This is a genomic window from Mycobacterium sp. UM_WGJ, from assembly GCF_000455125.1.
Classification (GTDB): domain Bacteria; phylum Actinomycetota; class Actinomycetes; order Mycobacteriales; family Mycobacteriaceae; genus Mycobacterium.
This window is the reverse complement of record NZ_AUWR01000034.1, coordinates 1-26,770: the sequence shown is the minus strand read 5'-3', so window position 1 is coordinate 26,770 and position 26,770 is coordinate 1. Positions and strand designations below refer to the sequence as shown.

The following is a 26,770-nucleotide window of genomic DNA, read 5'->3' as shown; positions in this document are numbered from 1 at the left end:
GCCTGACCCGCCGCGGTGGCGCGTGGATGCACAGCGTGCCCCGGTGTGTCGCGGACAGACATGCACGCTGTCGACGCCGGGGCACCCTCTACCCTTTTGGCCATGACGCGGTTTCTGGCCGGCCGGGCGCTGAACTACCTGGTGCTGCTGGGCCTCGCCTCGTTTCTAACCTTCTGCCTGACCTCGTTGGCGTTCGCGCCGCTGGACAGCCTCATGCAACGCAATCCGCGTCCGCCGCAGGCCGTGATCGACGCCAAGGCCGCCGAGCTGGGCCTGGACAAGCCGATTCCGCTGCGCTACGCGCACTGGGCCACCCACGCCGTGCGTGGCGACTTCGGCGTCACGGTCACCGGCCAGCCGGTCTCCGAGGAACTGGGCCGGCGCGTCGGGGTCAGCCTGCGCCTGCTGGTCGTCGGTTCACTGGCCGGCACCGCGATCGGCGTCGTGGCCGGCGCGTGGGGGGCAGTACGCCAATACCGCCTGTCGGACCGGGTCATCACCATGGCGGCGCTGCTGGTGCTCTCGGTACCGACCTTCGTTTTGGCCAACCTGGTGATCCTCAGCGCCCTGCGGGTCAACTGGGCGCTGGGCGCCCAACTGTTCGACTACACCGGCGAGACCTCCCCCGGGCTGGTCACCGGCTTCTGGCCCGGGCTGGCCGATCGATTGCAGCACCTGGTGTTGCCGTCGTTGACCCTGGCGCTGGGGGCCGCCGCCAGCTTCAGCCGCTACCAGCGCAACGCGATGCTCGACGTACTCGGCCAGGACTTCATCCGCACCGCACGGGCCAAGGGGCTGACCCGCCGGCGCGCGCTGTTCAAACACGGGCTGCGCACCGCGCTGATCCCGATGGCCACACTGTTCGCCTACGGGGTGGCCGGCCTGGTCACCGGCGCGGTGTTCGTCGAGAAAATCTTCGGCTGGCACGGCATGGGCGAATGGGTGGTGCAGGGCGTGGCGACCCAGGACACCAATATCGTCGCGGCCATCACAGTGTTCTCCGGTGCGGTGGTGCTGCTGGCCGGACTGCTCTCCGACGTCATCTACGCGATGCTCGACCCACGGGTGCGGGTGTCATGACCGCGGCCACCGAGATCGAGTTCGCCTCGCGGCGCACCCTGGTACTGCGCCGATTCCTGCGCAGCCGCAGCGCGGTCGGGGCGCTGGGGCTGCTGGCGGTGATGTTCGTCGGCTGCTACACCCTGCCCGGCCTGCTGCCCTACTCCTACACCGACCTGGACTACGACGCGCTGCTGGTTCCGCCGGGTGCGCGACATTGGTTGGGCACCAACGCTTTGGGCCAGGATCTGTTGGCACAGATCCTGCGCGGCATGCAGAAGTCGATGCTGATCGGGGTGTGCGTGGCGCTGATCTCCACGGTGATCGCCGCGACCGTCGGAGCGATCTCGGGGTACTTCGGCGGATGGCGCGACCGGGTGCTGATGTGGCTGGTCGATCTGCTGCTGGTGGTGCCGGCATTCATCCTGATCGCGATCATCACCCCGCGCACCAAGAACAGCGGCAACATCGCCCTGCTGGTGTTGTTGCTGGCCGGGTTCAGCTGGATGATCAGCGCCCGCATGGTGCGCGGGCTGACCATGAGCCTGCGGGAACGTGAATTCATCCGGGCGGCACGCTATATGGGCGTCTCCAGCCGGCGCATCATCATCGATCACGTGGTGCCCAACGTGGCGTCCATCCTGATCATCGACACCGCGCTCAACGTCGCCGTGGCGATCCTGGCCGAAACCGGGTTGAGCTACCTGGGTTTCGGCATCCAGCCGCCCGACGTCTCGCTGGGCACCCTGATCGCCGACGGCACCGCCTCGGCCATCACCTTCCCGTGGGTCTTCCTGTTCCCGGCCGGGGTGTTGATCACGATCCTGGTCTGCGCCAACCTCGCCGGGGACGGCCTGCGTGACGCCCTGGACCCCGACGCCGCGACGCTGCGGGGCAGCCGATGAGCACCCTGCTGGAAGTCTCCGACCTGGCCGTGACGTTCGGCGCCGGCCGCGACGCGGTGCGTGCGGTCCGCGGCGTCAGCTACCACGTCGACGCCGGCGAAGTGGTAGCGATGGTCGGCGAATCGGGCTCGGGGAAATCCGCGGCGGCGATGGCCGTGATGGGCCTGCTGCCTGAGCATGCGCAGGTGTCCGGTTCGGTGCGGCTGGGCGGCACGCAGCTGATCGGGCTCGGCGACACCGCGATGTCGAAGTTCCGCGGCGCCTCGATCGGAATGGTGTTCCAGGATCCGATGTCGGCGCTGACACCGGTGTACACCGTGGGCGATCAGATCGCCGAGGCCATCGAAGTGCACCAGCCGAAGGTGGGCCGTGCCGCAGCGCGCCGACGGGCGGTCGAGCTGCTGGAGCTGGTCGGGATCAACCGGCCCGAGCAGCGGGCACGGGCATTTCCGCACGAGCTGTCCGGCGGGGAACGCCAACGGGTGGTGATCGCCATCGCCATCGCGTGCGACCCGGACCTGCTCATCTGCGACGAGCCCACCACCGCGCTCGACGTCACCGTGCAGGCCCAGATCCTCGACGTCCTCAAAACCGCGCGGGACGTCACCGGCGCCGGGGTGCTGATCATCACCCACGACCTGGGGGTGGTCGCCGAATTCGCCGACCGGGCACTGGTGATGTACGCCGGCCGGGTGGTCGAAGCCGCGCCGGTCGAAGTTCTCTACCGCGATCGGCGAATGCCCTACACGGTGGGACTGCTGGGTTCGGTGCCCCGCCTGGACGCCCCGCAGGGCACCCGGTTGGTGCCGATCCCGGGCGCACCACCGGCATTGACGGCCGGGGTCGACGCGGGCTGTCCCTTCGCACCGCGCTGCCCGTTGGCCGCCGATGACTGCCTGGTGGCGGAACCGGAGCTGCTCAGCGTCGGGGAGAACCATTCCGCAGCCTGCATTCACACCGACCAGGTCCTCGGGCGCAGCGCCGCCGACATCTATGGCGTGCGCACCCAAGTGGCGGCGGCGGTCGCCGACCAATCCCCCACCGTGCTGCGGGTGCGCGACCTGGTCAAGACCTACCCGCTGACCAAGGGCGTGCTGCGGCGTCGCGCCGGTGAGGTGCGTGCCGTCGACGGGGTGAGCTTCGAGTTGCAGCAGGGCCGTACGCTGGGCATCGTCGGCGAATCCGGCTCGGGCAAATCCACCACGTTGCACCAGATCCTGGAGCTGGCCGCGCCGCAGTCCGGCTCGATCGAAGTGCTCGGCACCGACGTCGCGGCGCTGAAGCGCGACGGCCGTCGCGCCCTGCGGCGCGACCTGCAGGTGGTGTTCCAGGATCCGGTGGCTTCCCTGGATCCCCGGCTGCCGGTCTTCGAGCTGCTGGCAGAACCCCTGCGCGCCAACGGTTCCGACAAGGCCGCCATCCATGCCCGGGTCGCTGAGCTGCTGGAGCTGGTGGGGCTGCGCCGCGGCGACGCGCTGCGCTACCCCTCGGAGTTCTCCGGCGGGCAGAAGCAGCGGATCGGCATCGCCCGGGCCCTGGCGTTGCAGCCGAAGATCCTCGCACTCGATGAACCGGTGTCCGCGCTCGACGTGTCGATTCAGGCCGGGATCATCAACCTGCTGCTGGATCTGCAACAGCAACTCGGACTGTCCTACCTGTTTGTGTCACATGACCTTTCGGTGGTCAAACACCTGGCGCACCGGGTAGCGGTGATGTATGCCGGGGCGATCGTCGAACAGGGCGAGGCCGATCAGGTGTTCCGCGATCCCCAACACGACTACACCCGGCGGCTGCTGGCCGCGGTGCCGCAACCGGTGGTGAACTCATGAGCCCGACGCTGACTCTGCGCTCACGGCGACGTTGCGCGAGAAGAGGCCGCCCTGGACGCAGCGCCAACGGGGTGGCGCTCCTGGTGGCATTGGGACTGGCACTGAACGGCTGTGCGGCAGTCGATATCACCGCGCCCGAAGGCATCGCCGCGGTCGGCACCGCCAGCGACATCAATCCGCAGGACCCGGCGAAACTGCGTGACGGCGGCAACCTGCGGCTGTCGATGACGCAGTTCCCGCCCAACTTCAACCCGCTGCACATCGACGGCAACCTGGCCGAGAACGCCGCCATGCTCAAGGCCACCATGCCGCGGGCGTTCACCATCGGACCGGACGGCTCGGCGACGGTGGACACCGACTACTTCACCAGTGTGGAGCTGACCGGCACCAATCCGCAGGTGGTCACCTACACCATCAACCCGAAAGCGGTGTGGAGCGACGGAACACCACTGACCTGGAAAGACATCGCCAGCCAGATCCATGCCACCAGCGGCGCCGACAGCGCCTACGCGATCGCGACCACCAACGGCGCTGAGCGCGTCGCCTCGGTGACCCGCGGCGTCGACGACCGCCAGGCTGTGATGCGCTTCGCCAAGCCGTACGCCGAGTGGCGGGGCATGTTCGCCGGCAACTCAATGCTGTTGCCGGCCAGCATGACCTCCGATCCGGATACCTTCAACAAGGCTCAGCTGAGCAGGCCGGGCCCGTCGGCCGGACCGTTCGTGCTGTCGACGCTGGATCGCACCAGCCAGCGGATCACCCTGACCCGCAACCCCGCATGGTGGGGCCGGACTCCGAAGCTGGACACCATCACCTATCTGGTGCTCGATGAGTCCGCCCGAATGCCGGCGCTGCAGAACCACACCATCGACGCCACCGGGGTGGCCACCTTGGATCAGTTGACGATCGCGCGCCGCACTGAGGGCATCGCGATCCGCCGTGCTCCGACTCCGGCCTGGAACCACTTCACCTTCAACGGGGCACCGGGGGCGCTTCTGTCCGACAAGGCGCTGCGACTGGCGGTCATGCGCGGTATCGACCGGTCCACCATCGCCAAGGTCACCCAGCGCGGCCTGACGGCCGACCCGGTGCCGCTGAACAACCACATCTACGTCGCCGGCCAGGAGGGCTACCAGGACAACAGTGCGGTGGTGGCCTACGACCCCGAGCGCGCCGCACGCGAACTCGACGCGCTGGGTTGGACACTGCACGGCAAGTTCCGGGAGAAGAACGGTCGCCCCCTGGTGATCCGGCACCTGTTCTACGACGCGTCGAGCACCCGCCAATTCGCCCAAGTCGCCCAGCACAACCTGGCCCAGATCGGGGTGAAGTTGCAGTTGGACGCCAAGGCCGGGGGCGGCTTCTTCACCGACTACGTCAATGTCGGCGACTTCGACATCGCCCAATTCAGTTGGGTCGGTGATGCGTTCCCGCTGGCCGGGCTGAACCAGATCTCCGCCTCCTACGGGGAGGCCAACTTCGGCAAGATCGGCAGCCCGGCCATCGACGCCAAGATCGAGGAGACCCTGGAGGCGCTCGATCCGGCGGTGGCCCGGGCCCGGGCCAACGAGGTGGACAGCCTGCTGTGGGCCGAGGGATTCAGCCTGCCGCTGATTCAGACCACCGGCAATGTGGCGGTGCGCAGTTCACTGGCCAACTTCGGGGCGCCGGGGCTGGCGGATCTGGACTACACCGTGGTCGGGTTCATGAAGGACTGATCAGGCGGTCAGGTCGATGCGGTGAGCATCGGTGACGCTGCGGTAGCGATCCGGGCTGCACGTCAACACGATCACCTGACCGTGTGAGCCGACCGCGTCGAACACCGCGCCCATCTTCTCCAGTCGGTCGGGGTCGGTGAAACCGAGCGCGTCGTCGATCACCACCGGAACGCTGTCTTCCTTGGCCACCAGCGCCGCCCCGGCCAGCCGGGTCAGGATGCCCAGCTGTTCCTTGGCGCCGCCGGATAGCGACTCATAAGGCACGGTGCGACCACCGAGGGTGCGGGCGCAGATCTTCAGGTCGGTGTCGACGTCGACTTCGAAGTCGGCGCCGAACACGTGCGCCCCCAGCCGCTGGATCTCGGCACGGAACGGCTCAACGTAGCGCCGACGGGTGTCGTCGCGGTGGCGGGCCATGGTCGACCGCAGCAGCGCCGCGGCGCGTGCCCGGCGACCGATCCGACCATGTTCGGCCGCAGCGTGTTCCAGCACGGTCTGGGCGGCGTCGAGTTGACCCCGCCGGCCCTGGGTTCCGAACACGGCGAGCTCGACCTCCACCTCGTGCAGCGCGCGGGCGGTCTCGGCGTGCCGGGCCCGCAGCTCCTGCGCTGCCGACTGCGCTGCCGCGAGTTCGGCGTCGATCGCCTCGGGGGCGGCGGCGCCCAGCTGCTCGGTCAACTCGGTCACCCGCTGCTCGGCGCTGCGCAACTCCTGCGCGTTGGCATCGGCGGTAGTCGCCAGCTCGTCATCGCTGACCGTCGCCCGCTGCACGGCGAGACGCTGGTCGACCGCCGCCAGCTCGCTGCGCTGCGCTGCCGCCTTCTCCCGCAACAGCGTCAGCCGTGTGGCGGCTTCCGTGCGACGGGCCGCAGCTTGCTGGGCGGTTCGGCGCAGGGTTTCGCAGTCGGTGACTGCCTGCGCCCGCAGTGCCTCGGCCTCGTCACGATCGGCACGGGCCTGTTCCGGTGTGGTCCCGCTGGGAATCTCGCCATGCTCATCGCGCAGGCGTATCAGCCGGGCCCGCAATGCCTCGAGCTCCTCCTCACCGCGCAACGCTGCCAGCGCGGCGGCCAATTGGTCGCGGCTGCCCTGCAGTTCGCGGCGTCGCTGGTCGGCCTGGCGTGCCTGCGCCAGATCAGTCACGCCTGCCTCCGCCAGGGCATCGGCAAGCTCGGCTTGTGCCGCGGCATGTTTGACGCTGGCCTCACGCGCACTGTCGCCCGGGCGGACGCGCACTCGCAGCAGGCCTGGCACCTCGACCTCAAGGCCGTCGGTGACGGAGGCCGACCAGCTCTGTCCGGCCGGCAGCGCCGTGGGGTCGCCGGCGATCACCAGATCGATGTCGGCGACCGCCGCGAGTTCCAAGGTCGCCGAGATCGCGGCCAGCGACGCCTCACTGCGGTCGCAGGCCGCCGACGCCTGTTCGATCCGGCGCAGCATCGGCTCGGTCACGACGATCTGCGCCAGCTCGGCCGCCACCTCGGCCAGCTGACCTTCGGTGGCATCAATCCGGGCGATTCGGTCGGCGAGCCGGTCGGCCTCGTCGCGGGCGGCGAGTTGATCGCCGATGCGGCGGGCGGATGCAGCACGTTCGGTGGCGGCGGCCACGGCGTGTTCGGCGTCGGCCGCGGCAGCGTCGGCGGTGGTGGCCTCGGTGTCAGCGGCGGCCTGCGCCTGGGCGGCAGCGTCGATCTCGTTGTCCAACAGGCTGATCGCGGCCGCCCGGGATTCGAGTTCGTCACGCTGCCGGCGCCGCTCGGCTTGGGCGCTATCGGTCGCGGCAGCGGTGGCTTTGGCGGCGGTGGCCACCAGCTGCGCATCGCGGAGCCGGCCGCGCAGGTCGGCGATCGCGGCGCCGGCGGCCTGCGCCGCACGGTGCCGGGAGTCCGCGGCGGCCTGCTCGTCGGTCAACCGCGCCAACTGCTCGGACAGCTCGGCGTGCCGGTGCACCCGGTAGTCCACTTCGGCGAGTAGCTCGGTGCATCGCACCACCTCGGCGTCGGCGTCGGCCAGCGCGGCGATGACAGCGGCCCACTCGCCAGTAGGACGCCCGGTCCCGGTGAAATAGCGCGCATACTCGGCGTCGATCCGTTCGATGAGAACGGGCTCGGTTCCGCTGAGGGTGGCGGTGTCGCCGGCGGCGACGTCCAGTGCCCGCGACAGCGCATCGCAGCCGGACAAGTCCACCGCCGCCGTCGACGACGCCTGCAGCACCCGCTGGGCCTGCCAGAGGCCGGTGTCCATGGTCTGCTCCAGCATGGTGCGGACCCGGTCGTGCGCCTCATCGCCGGTGAGCTGCTCGCGGCGCGGCTCGGAGATGGTCAGTTGCGTCCGGGGCGCCTTGTGGAAGCGCTTGTGATAGACGAAACGGTAAGGACCGGTGCTGATTTCCGCGGTGACCTCGGCACCGACATCGGCGTAGGTGGGCTTGACCTGTTTGACGTCCTTCTTCGCGGAGCGGTCCTTGGACTCCAGCAACAGGTCCAGCGCCTCGATCATCGAGGACTTGCCGATCTCGTTGGCGCCGGACACCACCACCACGCCGTGGTCGGGGAAGTCGATCTCTCGGTGCGCCACGCCGCGGTAGTTGGTCAGCACCAGCCGGTGCAGTCTCATGCCACTGTCCGATCGACCAGGCGCAGCAGCAGCGCCAGCGCGGCGTGCGCGTCGTCGGCGGCGCCGGTGTCGGCACTGCGGGCGGCAGCGAGAAGTTCCTCGACCGCGTCGGCGGCGAAACCGCCGATTCCGAGGTCGGAGAATTCGCCGTCGGCGGGGACCACCACCAGGTGGGTGTGGCGTTTCCAGGTGCCCACCCACGCGAACAGCCGCGAATACCGGTCCAGGCAGACGTCCAGGGCCGCCCGATCGGTGACGCTGAGCGAACCCGTCAGCGCCAGTTGGACGACCGTGCGTTCCTTGTCCGGCAGCTGATCGAGATTGATGTCGAGGTCGGTGACGTCGCGGCCGGTGTCGAGCTGGCGGTGCAGTGTCAGGAAACGCCAGCGGCCGATGTGGTGGGAGTCCACGCTCACGGCGCCGTCGGCCTCGTCGATGTCGACCACCAGGACGTGGCCGGGGTCGGATTCGATGTCGTCGAAGTTGGTGGGTTCCGGCGAACCGGAATACCAGATGCGCCCCGTCTCCCCGACCTGGGTGCGGGAGTGCTTGTCGCCCAAGGCAACGTAGTGGATCGCGCCGCGAGACAGGGCGTCCTGCAGGCCGGCCAGCCGAATCAGCGCCGGGTTGCCGGGGTCGGGGTCCAGGGCGTCGACGCCGCCGTGGGCAACCAGGACCCGCAGGGTGCCGTCGGCCGGCAAGCCGTCCAGTGCGGCTGCGGTCAGGTCGGTGGTGGGACGTTTGGAGCGCCACGGCGCGGCGACGATCTCAAGGCCGGGGCGCACCTGGTGCACGCCTGCGGTGTCGAGCACCACCACGTTGTCGGGGCATTCGGCGGTGAACAAGGCGCTGGTGTACACCGACCCCGCATCGAGCGGATCGTGATTTCCGGGCAGCAGGTAGACCGGGATCCCGATGGTGCGCATGGCCTCCAGGGACTGACTGATGACCTCCGGCGCGAGCTGGTTGTCCTCGAACACGTCGCCGGCGACGACGACGAACTCCGCACCCGTCTGCTTCGCCAGCGCGCCCAGCCCGGCCACCGCGTCGCGCCGGGCCGCCGAGTAACGCGGCTGGGCATCGCCGGCCAGGAAATGCCGGATCATGCCGAGCTGCCAGTCGGCGGTGTGCACGAAACGCATGTCGTCCTGTCCCTTTCCGCCGGTCCATCAGCCGGGCATCGCGAGTGTATGGCCGGTCACCGACAACCTCGCGGACCTCGCTCGGCAGGTCCGCCAGCCGCAAGCGCGGTCAGAACTCGTGTGTCACATCCGGCACTTGAGCACCGCCGGCGCACGGTGCGAGGGTGGCCGACTCGGCTAGCGCGGGCAAGATCGGCCACCCCTACTCTGGAGCGGGTGAGCACTTATCGCACCCTGATTCTGCTGCGGCACGCCAAGTCGGACTACCCGCCCGGGGCGGCCGACCACGAGCGCCCGTTGGCGCCGCGCGGGATCCGGGAGGCCGGGCTGGCCGGGGACTGGCTGCGCGCCCACGCGCCGACCATCGATGCGGTGCTGTGTTCGACCGCCACCCGGACCCGGCAGACCTACGCGCAAACCGCCCTGACCGCCCCGGTGCGCTACGTCGACGATCTCTACGACGCGATGCCCGGAAACGTCATCGACACGATCAATACCGTGGCCGCCGACGTCGACACCCTGCTGGTGATCGGCCACGAACCGGCGATGTCGAGCGTCGCCCTGGGACTGGCCGGCCACGGCACCGATGCCGCCGTCGCCCAACAGATCTCGGAGAAATATCCGACATCGGGGATCGCGGTCCTGCATGTCCCCTGCGGCTGGTCGGACGTACAGCTGGGATCGGCCGCGCTGGTCGACTTCTGCGTGCCGCGGTAACGCTGCGGATTTCCCGCCACCACCGTCAGTTCGGCAGCAGCCCGGTGTACTGCAGCTGGAACTCCGTGTGCAGGACACCGAGGATCAGATCTCTGCCCCGCTTGTCGAAGAAGATGTCAACCTCGTCGACGAGGGTCAGCGACAGGGCGGGGTCCTTTCGCGTGATGAGCATCAGCGACGTCAGGTTGTCATGGTTGCGGCACCGGTACCGCATGCCGAACGCGGGCTTGGTCTTGAGCAGGATCTTGGTGCCGGTCTCGCGGGTCTGCGAATACTGGCTGACGCCGCCGCACAGCAACGCCGAGTCGAGGTTGAGTTTGGTCGCACCGGAGCCGTATACCGATGCCACCGTGACATCGCTGACCAGACTCACCCGAACGAGCTTCTTGTTGACCAGCCAGGGTCGACGCACCACACCCGCTTTCGAGATCGTCTGGTTGCGCAGGACACCCTCGGCGACCGCGCCGGCCAACGTATCGGCGACGTAGAGGTATCCGCCCAGCCCGGCATGGGTGGGCTCGAAGCGACCTTGCTTGGGATGGCCCAACGGCCGGGTAGGACGCGTTGGCGGCCATGATGCGGTACAGCACAGTCCCTTTGGGGACGATTTCGACATCGGCAGGGCGTCCGTTGTACCGATTGGTCGGCATCGGTCACTCCATGCCCTGTTGACCGAGCTGGATCGCGAGATCGACCAGCTCCTCGGTCAGTTCACCGCTTTCGAGTAGGTCGATCGGGCGCCGATCCTCCAGGCCCTCATCGGGGCTGTACCACCAGTCCAGCGTTCCCCACGGGTCCTCGTCGCATTCCAGTTGACGGTTCGCGTAGGCAACGACGGGACGGATCTGCTGGCGTCCCGGGTCGATCTGGAATTTGGGATACCGATACTGGTTGCCGATCTTGACGCCCAGCAGCTCGTGTGCGCGACGCCGGTCCTGCGCGATCGACCGATGCGGTTTACCGCTGGGCGACAAGATGGCGCTGACGGCCCCCGGACTGTAGGTCTCATCCGGCGCGAACGGCAGCGTGTATTTCAACTCCCCGGTGGCCGTGGTCAGCGTCACCCGCTCCCCCGGTGAAACCGCCGTTGCTGCTTCGATTTTGCGGAGGATGTTCTGCTGCTCCTCGACGACGGCGGCGAGCTGGGTCAGGAGCTCGACCGGTACCGGTGCGGCCTGTTCCACGTCCACCGCAGCGGATTCCTCGGCTACTTCGCGTACCGATACAGGCTGGTCGACGGCGAGGCCCCCAAGCCGAACCACCAAGGTGCCGTCCTCCACTTCGACGGCCACGTCCCCCGGCGCAGCGATCCCGAGTGGCAGTTCGAGCCGCAACACGGCCTCGCCGGCTCCCTCGGCGGTCTCGGCCTCGGGTTCAGTCGTCAGCCTTGCCATCGGGCCAAACACGATGCGCCACTGTCGGTGCGTGTGTCTGTGCAGCCCGCCGCCGGCGTCGGCCATGCGGGGAATAGGCTCCACCACCGCCTCCTCCACATGCTCACTGCCCGAAACACCCGCTGCTGCGACCTTCACGTCGCCGGGGCGCGACTTCGCTCCGATACTACGCTTACAACGTACTGCTCGCTATACGTAGTAAACGTAGTAAGTGTGGCAATCACCGAAGGAATGGTCGATCGGAAGCCACTATCCGGGGCGAACTCGCCGGCCGATCGCGTCACTGAGTGCATCAAGCTCGGTCAACACGTCGGCGGCAGCCCAGACGCGATTGCGCGCGCCAGTAGACAATATTTCAAGGATGCCCGCCTCCGTCAGCCGTCCGAGAGCCCGGTATGTGCTGGCATCTGTCGTTCCCGTGATCTGTTGGGCGGTATCGGCATTGAAGATCGGAACGTCCAAGAGGCTCTCGAGTAGAGTCTCGTCCGCAGAGCCGGACCGTGGGCGCGCCACTGACCGCCAGTGGTTGGGCAGTTCGGCGAGGCGAACTGCAGATTCTTCCGCAGCGCTGCTCGCATGTACGGCGGCTTCGGCGAGGTAGCCGACAAATTGATCGGCGTTACCGTGGCGGTAGTTGGTGAGCCGCCCGAAATAGTCGTCGGTATTGGCCAACATGACCGAGGCCAGCGGCACCGTGACTCGTTGGGTGAGCCCCCGCCTGCGGAGGATGGCACTGATCAGCGCACGTCCGATGCGACCGTTGCCGTCGGTAAAAGGGTGGATCGATTCGAACTGGGCGTGGGCGATAGCGGCCTGCGCAACGATCGGCAGATCTGTGCGGTTGGCGAATATCAGCAGGTCCTCTACGAGAGAAAGCACTAACTCGTGCGGTGGTGGTACATAGAGCGCCCCGATCGGTGTGTGGTCGCTGCCACCGATCCAGTTCTGGACGTTGCGCAGCTGCCCGGGGCTGTCGGCGTAGGGGTCGGGTGTCATCAGTAGTCGATGGGTTTCCAGGACCGCTTCGAGAGTAAGAGGACCGGCGTCGGCCGCGTCAACAAGTTGCATCAACGCCCGAACGGCAGCGAGTTGGGATTCTGCCTCCGCGCCGGCATTTCCGCCTACGAAGGCCTTACCGAACGCACGCCATCCAGCGTCGATGTGCTCGATCTTGGATGACGCCACGGACTCGCTCCGGAGCAAGAAATCCGCTAAGGGTGCAAGATGCTGGCCGAATCCGGCTTCCAGGCGAGCGACGGCAACAAGGGCGGCCTCATGCGCGCGCGCCGCTGCACCCACCGGGTCATAGTCCAGGTCACCGATCATTGGAGGTAGCGCCACTTCGATCTGCTTGAGCATGCGATCGTCACGGTTACCCTGTCGCGTGCGAGGCGCCCACTCACGCTGCTCGACTTGATGCGCAGGCCAGCCCATAGCGAACCCTTCTCACGTAACTGATACCAAAACCATCATTATTATAGTTTTGCATCTCGAAAGTTAGCTATAAACGCCTCATGTGCCGCCCCGACACCGCAGCACTCGCGAATCTTCCCTGAAGGCGCTTACACCCCAATCCCCCCGACGAGCCCGCAGGCTAGGCGGACCAATCAGGCGATGCCCCTGCCGGCGGCGCAAGCCGAGTGAGTTCGGATTGCCGTGAGGGTCGTGGGTTTCCCAAGAACCACGACCCTCAGTGCAATATCAGCGCTACCGGAGCACTCCTCAGATCATCGCCCGCAACGCGGGCGCCGGTTCCACCCCCATGGCCGTCAGGGCACTGGAGTGATAGATGGTCCCCGGCGTCTGGATGGCGTGGCCCAGCCCGACGTGGGCGTCGCGCCAGAACCGCTGCAGTGGGTTGTTCCGGCGCGCGGCATTGCCCCCGGAGCGGGCGAAGATCGCGTCGGCGGCAGCAACGGCCCGCCAGGCGCAGCGAATCTGGTTGCGCCGCACCAGTGATCGGTCTTCGAAGCTGATCTCCTTACCGGCGTCGGCGAGGTCGTACATCCTGCTGATGCCGTCGAGCAACTGCACGCGTGAGGCGGCGATCTCCGCGGCGGCTTCGGAGATCGCGTAGAGCACATAAGGGTCGTCCTTGATCTTGGTGCCGGTGGCGGCCACCCGGTCGCGCTGATAGTCCAGATGCGCTGCCAATGCGCCCTCGGTGATTCCGATGAGCGCGGCGGTGATCCCGAGCGGGAACATCGCCCAGAACGGCAGTTTGTAGACCGTCTCATCTCGCCCGGCGGCCTCGGCGGCGCTCGCACCGGAGGCGACGTGCTCGAAGTCGATGGTGCGGTAGTCCGGGATGAAGGCGCCGTCGACGATGATGTCCTTGCTGCCGGTGCCCGACAGGCCGATGACGTCCCAGGAGTCCTCGACGATGGTGTAGTCGGCGCGCGGCAACACGACGTGTAAGACCTTGGGCGGCATGGTCTCCGCGACGCGCGCACCGAGGAAGATCCAGTCGCAGTGGTCGGTGCCCGAGGAGAAGTTCCACCGCCCGGTCAACCGATAACCACCCTCGACCGGGGTCGCGATACCTTGTGCGGCATACGGGGACGCGATCCAGGTATCGGGATCTTCGGCCCAGATCTCGGCTTGCAGCCGGCGGTCCATCAGCGCCATCTCCCAGGGGTGCACTCCCCCAACACCGCACACCCAACCGGTGGAGCCGCAGTGCTTGGCCACCGCCATGACCGCCTCGGCGAAGTCGCGCGGGTGGGCGGCGTAACCACCGAAGTCCGTCGGCTGCAGCATCCGCATCACGCCGGCTTCGCGAATCAGTGCCACCGACTGCTGCGAAAGCTTGCCGAGGCGTTCGCTCTCTTCGGCGGTGTCCGCCAGCTGGGTGGCGATCTTCTCGACGCGCTCGAGGACTTCGTGCGCCATAACCGGCACCTCCTGATCTGGCAGATCCCCCGACGGGATCCATTGGTGTCAGTACCGTACTCCCGATTTGTCCAAATGGTCAATCCATATGGTCAATCCATTTGTGCAACTGCTCCCGCCCTGGCTAACCTGCCTTCATGGGCAACCGTGAGGATCTGCTGGAAGGCGCCAAGCGCTGCCTCGTCGAACGAGGCTGGGCCAATACGACGGTGCGCGACATCGCCGCGGCGGCCGGTGTCAGCCATGCCGCCATCGGCTATCACTTCGGCAGCCGCGAACGCCTGCTGGTGCAGGCCCTGTTCGAAGAACTCGACGAACTCGACGCCCGGATGTCCCCCGAAGGGCAGCCGGCAGCCACGGCCGTGGAGCGATGGCAGGCGGTGCTGGACTCCTTCACCACCGACAAGGCACTGTGGACCTCGCATCTGGAAGCGATCGTGCAAGCCCAACGCAACGACGAACTGCGCGCGCGTCTTGCCGAAGGTCAACACCGTGCGCGTACCGAGATGGGCGGCTCAGTTGCCCTGGCAGTGGTGCTGGGCATGATGATCCAGTCACTGATCGACCCCGACAGCGCGCCGACGGCAGAGCAGGTGGTTGCCGAATTGCGCGCGCTGGCAACCGGTGGCGGGCATGCGGCGCAATAGCTTTCCCCAACAGACGGCGACCGGCGCCCATCCCCGCCTCAGCGGGCGGCTTTGAGCGCCTGTCGACCCCGATTCGTGCTGAGCGAGTCGTTGATCCGCTGGCAACTGTCGACCAGATTCACCATTTGCTCGTGCTTGAGCTGGTTGAGGTAGTGCACGCGGATGCCCTGCGCGTAGGTCTCCATCACCGCGTGCAGCCGGGTATGCCCCGCACTGGTGATCCGGGGCAGAATGCCGCGCGGGTCCCCCGGGCTCGGGCTGCGGGTGATCCAGCCATGGCCTTCCAACCGGCGGATCTGGGTAGACAACTGCCCCTGCGTGACACCCAGCTTCTCCGCCAAGACACACAGCCGGTGCTCCCGACGCCGAGGCCTGCTCAGCAGCTCCAGCAGAAGGACGTCACGTATCGAGAGGTCATGTGCGTTCTTGAGGCAAACATTCACCGCGTCAACGACGTTCAGTGAGCAAGCCAGAAACTGTTGCCAGCAGTGTTGCTCGATTCCATTGAGCCCAGGAAGCCAAGCTATTGCTTGCAGTTCATGCATCTCGTCCACGGCGCGCGATGCTATCGAAGGATGCGCCTCAGAAATGGATAACGCGTGTCAGTTCCGACACGTCACCTGGATTCGCAGCGACACGAACGACACTCAGCAAAGACAATTTTGCGTGATGGCGCAGGTCAGCAGGACACTATGGACCGAAGAGAGAACCTCCGGGCCGGGCCAATTGGTTCAAACGGAAACTAATCAATTTCGCCCCGCCGGAAAATTGTCATTTCGATAGCCAAACAATTATTTCACCTGGGATTGGGGCGCCGCCTCCGAGCGACTACGAGTTCGTCGCGAGCGTCAGCTCCATCAATTTGAGCGCCTGCTCGCACGCGTCGATCCCGGGCGCCTGCGGGTTGACCCACCAGCCGACCACCCCGGCGGCGTCGCTGGCGACCCCGCAGGAGCCATTCGGGTCGGCCGGACGCATCACTATCGAGGGCACGCCCACGATGGTCTTGTTCTCGATCTGATACTTCAAGAACTCGGCGACCTTGCGTTCGTTGTCCAGGCTGCCCTGCTCGAACCAGAACCGGGTGATGTCGATCAGCCCGGCCGGGTTGGCCGCCTGCCAGCGGCAGATGGCGCCGACGAAGGTGCTCTGGATGTCGAGCGGGTCTGCTCCCACCGTCTTGGCCAAGATGTCGGTGGTCAGCACCTCGCACTCTTTGAGCAGGTTCGGGTACTGCCGCTCGGAGTTGTTGTTGCGCTTGGTGTCGCCCGCGCCGGCCTTGACGGCGGTGCCGCCCACCTCACGGGAGCAGCCCGTCAAGCTGGTCAACACTGCCAGCACCGCGACCGCACTGGCCAGAACCCGGCGGCTCATTTGGCGTTCGCAATCGACTGGCGGGTCAGCTCTTTGGCGACGTCGCACGGATCCGGGAACGGCTTCTGAGCGAAGCTCACCGACCACTCGATGAAGTCATCTTTGAATTGGATGCCGACCTCACACAGGTTGTCGCCCATCGTCGGGGCGGTGCCGATCGCGATGAAACCGCTGTGGCCGTCGATGTTGATGTCCTCCACGGATGTCCGCGACACCTCTTCGGTCTTGCGCTCGCGACCGATGGGGCTGCCGCGATACCAGGAGAAGGAGAAGTGCGGGCCCATGATCCCGCCGCGCAGCAGCCACTGGCAGCCCACCGAGTTCTGCGCGGTGCTGACCAACCCGGACACCCGGGTCAGGTTGGCCATCGTCTCGTCACTGATGCCACCGCACTGCGGGAACGACGGACCATGATTGCTCTGCTCGGCCGTCGGCGACGCAGACTGGCTGCCGCCCGCAGCTTCAGGCGAGTCGGAGTCAGAACATCCGCCGACCATCGGAATCAGGGCAGCGGCCGCCAGGGCCGGGACCGTCAGTTTGAGCCGCACACGATGCACTGTAGCGGCACCGCCGCCCGTCAACCACGACACAGCGGTGACCAGTCGGTTTGTGTCGCCGCGTAGCGTCACAGCAACGCCGCGACCGCACGGATGTGCGACAGTAACCCCATGCTTCTGGCGCTGCTGCGCTGCTACCTGCGGCCCTACCGCCGGCCGGTCGCGGCGGTGATGGCACTGCAACTGATCAGCACCCTGGCTTCGCTGTACCTGCCGACCGTCAATGCCACGATCATCGACGACGGCGTGGTCCGCGGGGACACCGCGATCATCATTCGGCTCGGCGCGGTGATGCTCGGCGTCACCGGCGTGCAGATGCTGTGCGCCATCGCCGCGGTCTACTTCGGCGCGCGCACCGGGACCGGCTTCGGACGCGATCTGCGCCGGGCGGTGTTCGCCCAGGTGATCCGGTTCTCCGAAAGCGAAACCACGAGGTTCGGGGCGCCAACCCTGTTGACCCGCACCACCAACGACGTCCGCCAGATCCAGCTGGTGGTGCAGCTGGGCGCCAGCACGCTGGTCACCGCGCCCATCATGTGCGTCGGCGGGGTGCTGATGGCGGTGCACCAGGACGCAGGACTGGCCTGGCTACTGGCGGTCAGTGTGCCGGTGTTGGCACTGACCAACTACCTGATCGTGTCGCGGATGCTGCCGCTGTTCCGCCGCATGCAGATGCTGATCGACAACATCAACCGAGTACTCCGCGACCAGCTCACCGGCATCCGGGTGATCCGCGCGTTCGCCCGTGAGCCTTTCGAAAAGGACCGGTTCGCCCAGGCCAACACGGCCCTGTCGGACGCCTCGCTGACCGTCGGGAACCTACAGGTACTGATGTTGCCGACCACCACGCTGATCATCAACGCCTCCAGCGTCGTACTGATCTGGTTCGGCGCGCTGCGCATCGATGCCGGGCAGATGCAGATCGGGTCGCTGATCGCGTTCCTGTCCTATTTCATGCAGATCCTGATGGCCGTGCTGATGGCCACCATGGTGCTCGCGATCCTGCCGCGCGCCGCGGTCTGCGCCGAGCGGATCACCGCGGTGCTGTCCACCGAACCGACCATCGGGCCGCCCGCCCAGCCGGTGTCGCCGCCCTCGCCGACCGGCGAGGTCCGCCTCGACGGTGTCGGCTTCCGCTACCCCGGCGCCGACCGCTCGGTGCTAACCGAGGTGTCAATGATTGCGCGGCCCGGCACCACCACCGCGGTGGTCGGCTCCACCGGTTCGGGCAAGTCCACCCTGGTGTCGCTGATCTGCAGGCTGCGCGACGCGACCGACGGCGCGGTGCTCATCGACGGCGTGGACGTGCGCGACCGCGACCCCGAGGAGCTGTGGTCGGGTATCGGCCTGGTGCCCCAGCGCGGCTACCTGTTCTCCGGCACCGTCGCCGACAACCTGCGCTACGGCGCCGCGGCGGGGGCAGTCGTGAGCGACGAGCAGATGTGGGCGGCCCTGCGGGTGGCCGCCGCCGACGATTTCGTGGCGGCCCACCCGGACGGGCTGGCGATGCCGGTGGCTCAGGGCGGGATCAATCTGTCCGGCGGGCAGCGGCAACGGCTCGCGATCGCCCGGGCCGTGATCCGGCGGCCCTCGATCTATCTGTTCGACGACGCGTTCTCTGCCCTGGACACCCGCACCGACGCCCGGGTGCGCGCCGCACTGCGCGAGGTGGCCGCCGACGCGACGGTGATCATCGTGGCGCAGCGGATCTCCACCGTCACCCAGGCCGACCAGGTGATCGTCCTCGACGACGGCCGGGTGGTCGGCAGTGGAACCCACCGCGAGCTGCTGGCCGACTGCCCGGCTTATGCCGAGTTCGCCGAATCCCAGTCGGTGGCCGCCGGGGTCGGTGGCCTGTGACCGCACCGGTGGCGGCTCCGACGGTGCGGGCCGCGAACTTCTGGCCGACCGCGCTGCGCCTGGCCCGCCGGATGGGCCCGCAGCGCCGGCTGGTCGCGGCGGTGTTCAGCCTGTCGCTGGGCGGTATCGCGCTCGGCGTGGCCGGGCCGCGCATCCTGGGACACGCCACCGATCTGGTGTTCAACGGCATCATCGGCCGCGGCCTGCAGGCGGGCATCACCAAGCAGCAGGCCGTCGAGGACGCCCGGGCCGCCGGCCACGGCACCTACGCCGAGATGCTGTCGCGGATGGACGTGATCCCGGGCTCCGGCGTCGACTTCGCCGCGGTGGCGCGCACGTTGGCGCTGGCGATGGGCCTGTATCTGATTGCGGCGCTGATGGTCTGGACCCAGGCTCGGTTGCTCAACGTGATCCTGCAGCGCACCATGCGGGCGCTGCGCCGCGATGTCGCGGACAAGCTGCATCGACTGCCCCTGCGGTATTTCGACACTCAACGGCGCGGCGAGCTGTTGAGCCGAGTCACCAACGATGTGGACAACACCGCGACATCGGTGTCGATGACGGTCAGTCAACTGTTCTCCTCGGTGCTGACCGTGCTGGTGGTGCTGGCGATGATGCTGTCCATCTCGCCGCTGCTGGCCGTGATCACCGTGGCCGGAGTCCCGGTGACATTGCTGGCGGTACGGTCGATCACCCGGCGCTCGCAACGACTGTTCGCCGCGCAGTGGGCGGCCACCGGGCGACTCAATGCCCACCTGGAAGAGACCTACAGCGGTTTCACGCTGGTGCGGACGTTCGGGCACCGAGGCTGGGCGCAGCAACAGTTCGACGAGTGCAACGACGAGTTGTACCGGGCCGGGTTCGGTGCCCAGTTCTTCTCCGGGCTGATCGCGCCGGCAACCGGACTGATCGCCAACCTCGGTTACGTCGCGGTCGCGGTGATCGGCGGATTCCAGGTGGCTACCGGACAGATCACGCTGGGCAGCGTCCAGGCGTTCATCGCCTACGTGCGCCAGTTCAATCAACCGCTGGGCAATCTGGCGTCATTGTTCAACGCCTTACAGTCCGGTGCCGCGAGCGCCGAGCGGGTGTTTGCGTTCCTCGACGAACCCGAAGAGCCTCCGGCTCCGCCGGCGCCGCTGTGGGGTGACCTTGGCGGCCCGCGCGGCCGCGTCGAGTTCCGCGACGTCAGCTTCGGCTACCGGCCCGGCGTGCCGGTGATCGAGGACCTGTCGCTTAGCGTGGCGGCGGGCAGCACGGTGGCCATCGTGGGCCCGACCGGGGCCGGCAAGACCACCCTGGTCAACCTGCTGATGCGCTTCTACGACGTGGACCGCGGGCAGATCCTGATCGACGGCACCGACATCACCGGCGTGGACCGCTGCGCGCTGCGTTCCTCGATCGGGATGGTGCTGCAGGACACCTGGCTGTTCACCGGGACCATCGCCGAGAACATCGGCTACGGCCGGCCTGATGCCACCGAGGACGAGATCGTCGAGGCGGCCCGCGCCGCGCACGTCGACGCCTTCGTGCGAACCCTGCCGGACGGCTACGGCACCCGGGTCAACGACGACGGCGGGGCCATCAGCGCCGGCGAGAAACAGCTGATCACGATCGCCCGGGCGTTTCTGGCCCAGCCGCAGCTGCTCGTCCTCGACGAGGCGACCAGTTCGGTGGACACCCGCACCGAACTGCTGATTCAGCGGGCGATGCGGGAGTTGCGCCGGGGCCGCACCAGTTTCATTATCGCCCACCGGCTTTCGACGATCCGTGACGCGGACCTGATCCTGGTGATGCAGGCCGGCCGGATCGTCGAGCAGGGCACTCACGCCGAATTGCTGGCCCGCCGCGGGGCCTACTGGGCGATGGCCGAGGGCAGCTGAAATCGGCTGGAAGTTCAGCCGAGATCAACCATTGCCCACCGGTGGCCGTCGGCGTAGATTCGACTGCGAAGCAGGCTCGGACATGACCGTAATCCGAAGAGCTGGACAAGAGGGTGAAAGCCAGCCGCGCTGGAAGTGTAGACGCTCCCCTGTCAGTCCGAGCCTGCCCTAATTTTCCGGTGGCGGCCCAATCCGGAGCCGGTCGGGGCTGAACCCCGAACCATGGGGGCGATTACATCCCGAACCAGTCGAAATCCGAACCATAGGGATAGTTGCCCGCCTTTGAGCGACAAAACGCAACGCGCTCGTCCACGCACCCCAGTTGTCGCTCAAAGGCGGGCAACTCTCCTAATCCCCCAGGCGCCGCCAGACCGCGGGGGTCGCCGATCAGAGCTTCAGGTGCAGCACATCGGCCAGTGGCCGCCGCGGTGTCGGCACCGGCGGCTTCTCCAGCGCCGGCGCACCACCGACTCGAACCAGCACCTGGGGAAGGTCGTCGCCCCCGACCAGTCCGGCCAGCAGCGCCCGGCCGGCGGGCACCTCGGTCAAATGCGTTACCGGACAGGTCGCCAGGCCAGCCATGGTGCATTCCAGCAACACTGACGAGAGTGCCTCGCCGCAGGCCAGGGCATCGCCCGGCTCGTCGCTGGCGGTCGACAGCAGCACGATCTTCGAATGGTCGTCGCCGACCTCGACGCGTCGTTCCCGGTTGTGCGTGACCGGGAAGGTCCGCCCGATGTCCACCCGGTCGCTTTCGGCGGCCGAGATCAGTGCGCTCTCGGGAATCCCGTCAGAGACTTCGAATGGTGCTGTCCACCAGCCGAGTTCAGCGTGATACGACGAGTCGTACAAGCGCAGCGCCTCGGTGAGCTGGGAAGCCTCGGCAAGTCTGGAGCGCAGCTCGTCGGCGAGGACGCTCAGCTGCACCGGGTCGGTCACCGTGTCGTACAGCACCGTCTCGAAGGGCTCCCAGTTGCTCGGTGCCATGAATGGAAGTCGATCGGTGTGGCGCGTCAGGATCGCGCCGGCGCGATAGCGGTCCAGATCCGTGACCCGTTCTGCGGCGGTGAATCCGATCGAGGCCAAGTGCTCCGGCTGCGCGGCATCAGGGAACCGCTCGATCTCGGCGGTCCAGCCGGCCGCGGCCATCGCGACCCGCAGGTGATCCAGGACGGCGCCGCAACTGATCAACGCTTCCCGCGCCGACTGGTCGCCATGCACACCGCGAGTCGGATCCAGATACAGGTGCAGCCGGCTTCCGTCGGCCACCCATCGCCATGGCTGGCTGTTGTGCAACGACGGCGCACGGCAGGCCAACCGCACCGCTTCGGTGAAGACCTCGTAATCCACGGTCATGTCCAGCATCAGCCACCTCCAGCGGGTCTGTCGCCTTCAGCCTCCCAGCCGGCTCCCAGGAGCAACAGGGGCCGTTGGTCACCGGCCAGTCGGCGTCGGACCCCGAATCAGTCACCGGCGCGGTGGCGGACGCGGAACAGAGTCACTTCATTCTTGATGCCCTTGAGGTGACGTCCGCCGGCGAACGACCATTGGAAGTCCGCAGATTCGGCCAACGCCTCTCGCACCGACTCAGCGACCAGCACCGTGCCCGGTCGGGCGACCCCGGTAATTCGGCTCGCGGTGTTGACCGGGCTGCCGAACCAGTCCCCGACCCGGCTCACCGCCTCCCCGGAGGCGACGCCGGCACGCAGCCGGGGCAGGGTGTCGTCGGCCTGGGCCGCTTCGACCAGCCTCAGCACCGCATCGACCAGCGGCGCCGGCTCCGGGCAGACGAACATCACCGCGTCGCCGATGGTCTTGATGAATCGCACCGGCGGAACGGCGATCTCGCGGCCCAGTACGGTCAGGCGCTCGGCGAGCTGCACCAGCTCCTCGGGCGGCACCATCTCCCCGAGCCGGGTGAAGCCGACCAGGTCGGCGAACGCGACGGTGATCTGACGCGCTCCCGGCAGCGGTGCGCCCGCCAAGCGCTCCCCGGCGGTGACGGCGTCGATGTCGAGCTGATGACGCAGCTGCATCATCAGCATGTCCTGCACGAACGGACCCAACATCGGTGCCAGCCCGGCCACCAGATCCCGCGACCGCTGGGCGATCTGCAGCTCGGTGACACCCGGTTCGCCGATCGCAGACAACACCGTGAAGCGCATGAATTCCGCGGTGTGCGCCAGCCCGTCGGCCAACAGCCGAGCGGTCTGCAGGGCCTGCTCGGCGTCGATGCCGGCGTCGATGAAGCGGCGCGCGTGCATGGCGATGCTGGCGTCGGCGCGCATCTGCGCCGGGGCGTCCGGATCGTCCATCCAGGGCAGCCCGACCGCACGCAACAGCCGCTGCAACTGTTCGAGGCCGACCCCGGTGGATTCACTGATCTCGCGCGCCGAGACATAGCTGCCGTCGTCGCCGACCAGCCGCCGCGACGCCAGCAGCATCGGCGAGACATTCCCGCGGATCTCCTCGGCAGTGATGCCCTGTCCCAGCAGCCATTCGATCAGTTCGGCTCGCTCGGCACGCGCAGTGCCCTCCAGCCCGGCCAGCAAGTCCTCGATCTCGGCGTCCCCCACACCGCCAAACGTATCTCGCGGCAGACTGACGAGGTGGCTGAAGTCTTCGATGCGCTGACCCCCGAACAACTCCGTGCCCGCAACACCATCAAGTGGAATCACTTCGCCCCCGACGTGCTGGCGCTGTGGATCGCCGAGATGGACTTCCCCACCGCACCCGAGGTGCTCGACGGGGTGCGCGCCTGCGTGGCCAACGAGGAGTTCGGGTATCCCGCGCTGAGCTCCGATACCTTGCCGGTGGCGCTCACGCAGTGGTGCGAACGGCGCTACGGCTGGCTTATCCAGCCCGAATGGGTGCGGGTGGTGCCCGACGTCCTCAAGGGCATGGAGGTGGTGATCGAGTTCCTCACCCGCCCGGAGAGCCCGGTGGTACTGCCGGTGCCGGCCTACATGCCGTTCTTCGACCTGTTGACCGTGACCGGACGTCAGCGCGTGGAAATCCCGATGACGCAGCAGGACTCGGGTCGCTATCTCATGGATCTGGATGCGCTGGACGCCGCATTCGCCGCCGGCGCCGGATCGCTCATCTTGTGCAACCCGAACAACCCGCTGGGCACCGCATTCACTGCCGAAGAGCTCAGTGCGATCGTGGACATCGCCGCGCGCCACGGCGCCCGGGTGATCGCCGACGAGATCCACGCCCCGCTGGTCTACGACCGGCCCCACGTCGCGGCAGCCTCGGTATCGCCCGCCGCCGCCGACACTGTCATCACACTGATGTCGGCCTCCAAAGGCTGGAACCTGCCCGGGCTGATGTGCGCCCAGGTGATCCTGTCCAATCCGCGCGACGCCGCCGACTGGCGCCGGATCAACATGCTGCACACCATGGGCGCCGCCACCGTCGGCATCAGCGCCAACCTTGCCGCCTACACCCGCGGCGGGCCCTGGCTGGACTCCCTGCTGACCTACCTGCGGGCCAACCGCGACCACCTCAGCCGAGCGCTGCCCGCGGCGCTGCCGGGCCTGCGGGTCAGCCATCCCGAGGCGACCTACTTGGCGTGGCTGGATTTCCGGGCGCTGGGCCTGCCCGTCGAACCGGCCGAGATCCTGCTGGCCGACGCACGGGTGGCGCTGAGTCCGGGCATCCCGTTCGGCGGCGGGCGGGGCTTCGCGCGGCTGAACTTCGCGACCCCCCGGGCCATCTTGGACCGGGCGATCGAAGCGATGGCCGGTGCGCTGCAGTGACAGCTGCCGCTAACGTGGCGGGCATGTCCTGCGTGTTCTGCGCCGTAGTCGCCGGTACCGCGCCGGCGGTACGGGTTTTCGAAGACGACGAGTACCTGGCGTTTCTCGACATCCGGCCGTTCACCCGCGGCCACACCCTGGTGATCCCCAAACAGCACTTCGTGGATTTGACCGACACCCCGGCGGCCACCCTGGCCGGCATGCTTACCGTCGGGCAGCGGATCGCCCAGGCCGCCCGCGCCTCCGGGCTGCACGCCGACGGCAACAACCTGGTGATCAACGACGGCCGGGCAGCCTTTCAAAGCGTGTTCCACATTCACCTGCACGTGGTCCCGCGCCGAGACGGTGACCGGCTGTCCTTCGCCAAAGGACTGCTGGTGCGCCGCGATCCGGACCGCGAAGGCACCGGGAGGATCTTGCGGACCGCACTGGCGAGCAGCGGCACCACCCAGTCAGACTGAACCGATGGATCATCTCCCGTGGATTGAAAAAGTGGGCGTCCGAGCGCTCACCCTGCACAACCTGATCTACCAATGGACCGACGGCCGGATCGGCCACAAGATCCCGGGTCTGCCGCCCAACCTGTTGCTGCACACCGTCGGCGCGAAAACCGGCAAGGCCCGCACCTCGACACTGAGCTATGCCCGCGACGGCGACGATTATCTGATCGTGGCGTCGATGGGCGGCGCGCCCCGCTCCCCCGGCTGGTACCACAACCTCAAAGCCAACCCTGAGCTAGAGATCAACGTCGGGCCCAACCGCCTGCGGGCCACCGCGCAGCCGGTGCTGCCGGATGACCCGGACTACGCCCGGCTGTGGCGAATTGTCAACGCCAACAACGCCAATCGCTACGATGGCTACCAGCGCCGCACCACCCGGCCGATCCCGGTGGTGAAGCTCACGCCAGCGCCCTGACTTAACAAGCACTATTTCTGTGAGCAGTTCGCTGTTCTGCTTTGCTCAGGTATCACTCAGCTAGTACTTTGGGGCGATGAACCGTCAGGCTGGGCCGGGCACGTCGAAGTCAGCACGCCGGCGCCTGGCGGGAGCCGGAGCGGCGGTCGGCACTTTCCTCGCCGTCGGGCTGACGCCCGCGACCCCGTCGGCACACGCCGACGGCTTGGACTTCGACTGGCTGATCGACATGTTCACGCCGGTCGCCGGGGTGGCCGCAGAGACCCCCATCGACTCCGCGGCGTGGTTTGATCAGCTCTTCTACGACCCGCTGCACACGTCGATGCAGAACTGGATCAACAGTGACTTCGGGTCGATGGTCAACGGCTGGATCAATACCGCGGCCGGGCAGTTTCTGATCGGTGACGGTGCTGATGGCACCGAACTGAACCCCAACGGCGGTTCCGGCGGCCTGTGGTTCGGCGACGGCGGAGACGGCTTCGACCAGAGCGCCGCCGGAGTGGCCGGCGGCAACGGCGGAGCGGCCGGCATGTTCGGCGACGGCGGGGCCGGCGGTGACGGCGGGGCCGGCGCGGCAGGCGGCGTCGGCGGCACCGGCGGGTGGTTCATGGGCAACGGCGGTGTCGGCGGCGCCGGCGGAATCGGTATCGACGGCGAGGCCGCTGGTGTCGGCGGCGCGGGCGGCGACGCCCTCGCCTGGCTGTTCGGCAACGGCGGCGCCGGCGGAATAGGCGGAACCGGGACCGCCGGTGATGCGGGTGCAGCCGGCTTCACCGGGGGCAACGGCGCGCAGGGCGGAAACGGCGGCGCCGGCGGGGCGAGCCTGGCCCAGTACGGCGACGGCGGCCGTGGTGGGGCCGGCGGCAACGGCGGAGGGGGCGGTGCCGGCGGAGCCGGCGTTGACGGGATCGACGCGATCATCGCGGGCGGGACCGGCGGCAACGGCGGCGACGGCATGCAGGGCGGTTACGGCGGGGTGGGCGGCAATGGCGGCGCCGGCGGCGACTCGGCCCACGGGCTTGCGGGCCTGCAGGGTGCCGGCGGCAACGGCGGCAACGGCGGTTCCGGCGGGGCCGCCGGCGACGGCGGAGCCGGCGGCCACGGCGACGCCAGCAACCCAGACGGGGGACGCGGCGGCAACGGCGGCGCTTTCGGCGCCGGAGGATTCGGCGGTGACGGCGGGGCGGGCTCGGTCCAAGGACTGCACGGCGCCACCGGTACACCATCGGACTACGCCGGCAACGGCGGTGCGGGCGGCAACGGCTACAACGCGGCTGCCGACCCCAACGCCGCCCCCGGCACCAACGGCGGCAACGGCGGCGGCGGCGGCACCGGCAGCCTGCACGGCAACGGCGGAGCCGGCGGATCGGGCGGCGACGGCGCGAATGGGGCCAACGGGGGGCTCGGGATCGCCGGCGGGGCCGGCGGTCGCGGCGGCAACGGGGGCGCCGGCGGCGCCTCGCTCGGCGACGGCCACGGCGGCGCGGGCGGCACCGGCGGC

23 protein-coding genes are annotated in these 26,770 nt (G+C 68.0%); 12 read left to right on the top strand and 11 right to left on the bottom strand.

What is annotated here, in order from left to right:
- The first annotated feature begins 102 nt into the window (after positions 1–102).
- The 4 genes from N416_RS0111795 to N416_RS0111780 are packed head-to-tail and all read left to right on the top strand — an operon-like array spanning position 103 to position 5,511.
- The gene (locus tag N416_RS0111795; RefSeq protein WP_024442310.1) at positions 103–1,080 is read left to right on the top strand and encodes an ABC transporter permease; all 978 of its coding nucleotides are present in this window, start codon (positions 103–105) and stop codon (positions 1,078–1,080) included.
- Positions 1,077–1,964, top strand: a complete 888-nt coding sequence (locus N416_RS0111790; protein WP_024442309.1) for an ABC transporter permease — start codon at positions 1,077–1,079, stop codon at positions 1,962–1,964. The genes N416_RS0111795 and N416_RS0111790 overlap by 4 nt, the downstream gene beginning before the upstream one ends.
- Positions 1,961–3,793, top strand: coding sequence for an ABC transporter ATP-binding protein (locus N416_RS0111785; RefSeq protein ID WP_024442308.1), 1,833 nt, complete (start codon positions 1,961–1,963; stop codon positions 3,791–3,793). Before N416_RS0111790 ends, N416_RS0111785 begins: the two co-directional genes overlap by 4 nt.
- Positions 3,790–5,511: an ABC transporter family substrate-binding protein gene (locus tag N416_RS0111780; protein WP_231384179.1), complete on the top strand. Its 1,722-nt coding sequence runs from the start codon at positions 3,790–3,792 to the stop codon at positions 5,509–5,511. Before N416_RS0111785 ends, N416_RS0111780 begins: the two co-directional genes overlap by 4 nt.
- Here the strand turns inward: N416_RS0111780 and N416_RS0111775 are convergent, their stop codons facing one another.
- Positions 5,512–8,127, bottom strand: coding sequence for an AAA family ATPase (locus N416_RS0111775; RefSeq protein WP_024442306.1), 2,616 nt, complete (start codon positions 8,125–8,127; stop codon positions 5,512–5,514). It lies immediately after the preceding gene.
- Entirely contained in the window at positions 8,124–9,269 is a 1,146-nt protein-coding gene (locus N416_RS0111770; protein WP_024442305.1) for an exonuclease SbcCD subunit D, read from the bottom strand. Before N416_RS0111770 ends, N416_RS0111775 begins: the two co-directional genes overlap by 4 nt.
- A 216-nt stretch (positions 9,270–9,485) precedes the next feature.
- Here N416_RS0111770 and N416_RS0111765 point away from each other — a divergent pair, with 216 nt between their 5' ends.
- Complete coding sequence (locus N416_RS0111765; RefSeq protein ID WP_024442304.1) at positions 9,486–9,986, top strand: histidine phosphatase family protein; 501 nt, start codon at positions 9,486–9,488, stop codon at positions 9,984–9,986.
- A 25-nt stretch (positions 9,987–10,011) separates the two neighbouring features.
- Here the strand turns inward: N416_RS0111765 and N416_RS0111760 are convergent, their stop codons facing one another.
- The 4 genes from N416_RS0111760 to N416_RS0111745 all read right to left on the bottom strand — a co-directional run bounded on the left by N416_RS0111760 (position 10,012) and on the right by N416_RS0111745 (position 14,272).
- Positions 10,012–10,533, bottom strand: coding sequence for an RES domain-containing protein (locus tag N416_RS0111760; protein WP_024442303.1), 522 nt, complete (start codon positions 10,531–10,533; stop codon positions 10,012–10,014).
- 106 nt (positions 10,534–10,639) lie between these two features.
- Positions 10,640–11,518 (bottom strand): hypothetical protein, encoded by an 879-nt coding sequence (locus tag N416_RS22135; RefSeq protein ID WP_024442302.1) that lies wholly within the window; start codon positions 11,516–11,518, stop codon positions 10,640–10,642.
- 111 nt (positions 11,519–11,629) lie between these two features.
- On the bottom strand, positions 11,630–12,814 hold the full coding sequence (locus N416_RS0111750; RefSeq protein ID WP_024442301.1) for a Fic family protein: 1,185 nt from the start codon (positions 12,812–12,814) through the stop codon (positions 11,630–11,632).
- Positions 12,815–13,102: 288 nt separating this feature from the next.
- Positions 13,103–14,272: an acyl-CoA dehydrogenase family protein gene (locus tag N416_RS0111745; RefSeq protein ID WP_024442300.1), complete on the bottom strand. Its 1,170-nt coding sequence runs from the start codon at positions 14,270–14,272 to the stop codon at positions 13,103–13,105.
- Between the two features lie 137 nt (positions 14,273–14,409).
- On the opposite strand from N416_RS0111745, the gene N416_RS0111740 reads away from it, so the two are divergent.
- The gene (locus N416_RS0111740; protein ID WP_024442299.1) at positions 14,410–14,919 is read left to right on the top strand and encodes a TetR family transcriptional regulator; all 510 of its coding nucleotides are present in this window, start codon (positions 14,410–14,412) and stop codon (positions 14,917–14,919) included.
- 38 nt (positions 14,920–14,957) lie between these two features.
- Here the strand turns inward: N416_RS0111740 and N416_RS0111735 are convergent, their stop codons facing one another.
- The 3 genes from N416_RS0111735 to N416_RS0111725 form a co-directional block, all read right to left on the bottom strand.
- Positions 14,958–15,464 carry a MarR family winged helix-turn-helix transcriptional regulator gene (locus N416_RS0111735; RefSeq protein ID WP_046301772.1) on the bottom strand — a complete coding sequence of 169 codons (507 nt, stop codon included), beginning with the start codon at positions 15,462–15,464 and terminating at the stop codon, positions 14,958–14,960.
- Positions 15,465–15,747: 283 nt separating this feature from the next.
- A complete protein-coding gene (locus N416_RS0111730) occupies positions 15,748–16,293 on the bottom strand; it encodes a DUF3558 domain-containing protein (protein ID WP_024442297.1) in 546 nt (181 codons plus the stop codon).
- Complete coding sequence (locus N416_RS0111725; RefSeq protein ID WP_051190248.1) at positions 16,290–16,790, bottom strand: DUF3558 domain-containing protein; 501 nt, start codon at positions 16,788–16,790, stop codon at positions 16,290–16,292. The genes N416_RS0111730 and N416_RS0111725 overlap by 4 nt, the downstream gene beginning before the upstream one ends.
- Before the next feature lie 171 nt (positions 16,791–16,961).
- Here N416_RS0111725 and N416_RS0111720 point away from each other — a divergent pair, with 171 nt between their 5' ends.
- Both N416_RS0111720 and N416_RS0111715 read left to right on the top strand, forming a co-directional pair.
- Entirely contained in the window at positions 16,962–18,710 is a 1,749-nt protein-coding gene (locus N416_RS0111720; RefSeq protein WP_024442295.1) for an ABC transporter ATP-binding protein, read from the top strand.
- The gene (locus tag N416_RS0111715) at positions 18,707–20,593 is read left to right on the top strand and encodes an ABC transporter ATP-binding protein (RefSeq protein WP_024442294.1); all 1,887 of its coding nucleotides are present in this window, start codon (positions 18,707–18,709) and stop codon (positions 20,591–20,593) included. The genes N416_RS0111720 and N416_RS0111715 overlap by 4 nt, the downstream gene beginning before the upstream one ends.
- A 387-nt stretch (positions 20,594–20,980) precedes the next feature.
- Here N416_RS0111715 and N416_RS0111710 read toward each other — a convergent pair whose 3' ends face one another.
- Positions 20,981–21,958 (bottom strand): NAD(P)H nitroreductase, encoded by a 978-nt coding sequence (locus N416_RS0111710; protein ID WP_024442293.1) that lies wholly within the window; start codon positions 21,956–21,958, stop codon positions 20,981–20,983.
- A 98-nt stretch (positions 21,959–22,056) separates the two neighbouring features.
- The gene (locus N416_RS0111705) at positions 22,057–23,169 is read right to left on the bottom strand and encodes an adenylate/guanylate cyclase domain-containing protein (protein WP_024442292.1); all 1,113 of its coding nucleotides are present in this window, start codon (positions 23,167–23,169) and stop codon (positions 22,057–22,059) included.
- Positions 23,170–23,202: 33 nt separating this feature from the next.
- Here N416_RS0111705 and N416_RS0111700 point away from each other — a divergent pair, with 33 nt between their 5' ends.
- The 4 genes from N416_RS0111700 to N416_RS24130 all read left to right on the top strand — a co-directional run.
- A complete protein-coding gene (locus tag N416_RS0111700; protein ID WP_024442291.1) occupies positions 23,203–24,354 on the top strand; it encodes a MalY/PatB family protein in 1,152 nt (383 codons plus the stop codon).
- A gap of 23 nt (positions 24,355–24,377) precedes the next feature.
- A complete protein-coding gene (locus N416_RS0111695; RefSeq protein WP_024442290.1) occupies positions 24,378–24,815 on the top strand; it encodes an HIT family protein in 438 nt (145 codons plus the stop codon).
- Between the two features lie 4 nt (positions 24,816–24,819).
- Positions 24,820–25,269 (top strand): nitroreductase family deazaflavin-dependent oxidoreductase, encoded by a 450-nt coding sequence (locus tag N416_RS0111690; RefSeq protein WP_024442289.1) that lies wholly within the window; start codon positions 24,820–24,822, stop codon positions 25,267–25,269.
- A 76-nt stretch (positions 25,270–25,345) separates the two neighbouring features.
- A partial coding sequence (locus tag N416_RS24130; protein WP_024442288.1) for a PGRS repeat-containing protein occupies positions 25,346–26,770 on the top strand: 1,425 nt, incomplete at its 3' end.

What these genes read in the sequence shown, in the direction of transcription:
- N416_RS0111735 (WP_046301772.1), bottom strand. Translation starts at nt 15,464, where the DNA reads ATGCATGAACTGCAAGCAATAGCTTGGCTTCCTGGGCTCAATGGAATC.
- N416_RS0111780 (WP_231384179.1), top strand. Translation starts at nt 3,790, where the DNA reads ATGAGCCCGACGCTGACTCTGCGCTCACGGCGACGTTGCGCGAGAAGA.
- N416_RS0111710 (WP_024442293.1), bottom strand. Translation starts at nt 21,958, where the DNA reads ATGCTGGACATGACCGTGGATTACGAGGTCTTCACCGAAGCGGTGCGG.
- N416_RS0111695 (WP_024442290.1), top strand. Translation starts at nt 24,378, where the DNA reads ATGTCCTGCGTGTTCTGCGCCGTAGTCGCCGGTACCGCGCCGGCGGTA.
- N416_RS0111725 (WP_051190248.1), bottom strand. Translation starts at nt 16,790, where the DNA reads ATGGTCGGCGGATGTTCTGACTCCGACTCGCCTGAAGCTGCGGGCGGC.
- N416_RS0111720 (WP_024442295.1), top strand. Translation starts at nt 16,962, where the DNA reads ATGCTTCTGGCGCTGCTGCGCTGCTACCTGCGGCCCTACCGCCGGCCG.
- N416_RS0111795 (WP_024442310.1), top strand. Translation starts at nt 103, where the DNA reads ATGACGCGGTTTCTGGCCGGCCGGGCGCTGAACTACCTGGTGCTGCTG.
- N416_RS0111740 (WP_024442299.1), top strand. Translation starts at nt 14,410, where the DNA reads ATGGGCAACCGTGAGGATCTGCTGGAAGGCGCCAAGCGCTGCCTCGTC.
- N416_RS0111790 (WP_024442309.1), top strand. Translation starts at nt 1,077, where the DNA reads ATGACCGCGGCCACCGAGATCGAGTTCGCCTCGCGGCGCACCCTGGTA.
- N416_RS0111690 (WP_024442289.1), top strand. Translation starts at nt 24,820, where the DNA reads ATGGATCATCTCCCGTGGATTGAAAAAGTGGGCGTCCGAGCGCTCACC.
- N416_RS0111745 (WP_024442300.1), bottom strand. Translation starts at nt 14,272, where the DNA reads ATGGCGCACGAAGTCCTCGAGCGCGTCGAGAAGATCGCCACCCAGCTG.
- N416_RS0111785 (WP_024442308.1), top strand. Translation starts at nt 1,961, where the DNA reads ATGAGCACCCTGCTGGAAGTCTCCGACCTGGCCGTGACGTTCGGCGCC.
- N416_RS0111770 (WP_024442305.1), bottom strand. Translation starts at nt 9,269, where the DNA reads ATGCGTTTCGTGCACACCGCCGACTGGCAGCTCGGCATGATCCGGCAT.
- N416_RS0111750 (WP_024442301.1), bottom strand. Translation starts at nt 12,814, where the DNA reads ATGGGCTGGCCTGCGCATCAAGTCGAGCAGCGTGAGTGGGCGCCTCGC.
- N416_RS0111730 (WP_024442297.1), bottom strand. Translation starts at nt 16,293, where the DNA reads ATGAGCCGCCGGGTTCTGGCCAGTGCGGTCGCGGTGCTGGCAGTGTTG.
- N416_RS0111775 (WP_024442306.1), bottom strand. Translation starts at nt 8,127, where the DNA reads ATGAGACTGCACCGGCTGGTGCTGACCAACTACCGCGGCGTGGCGCAC.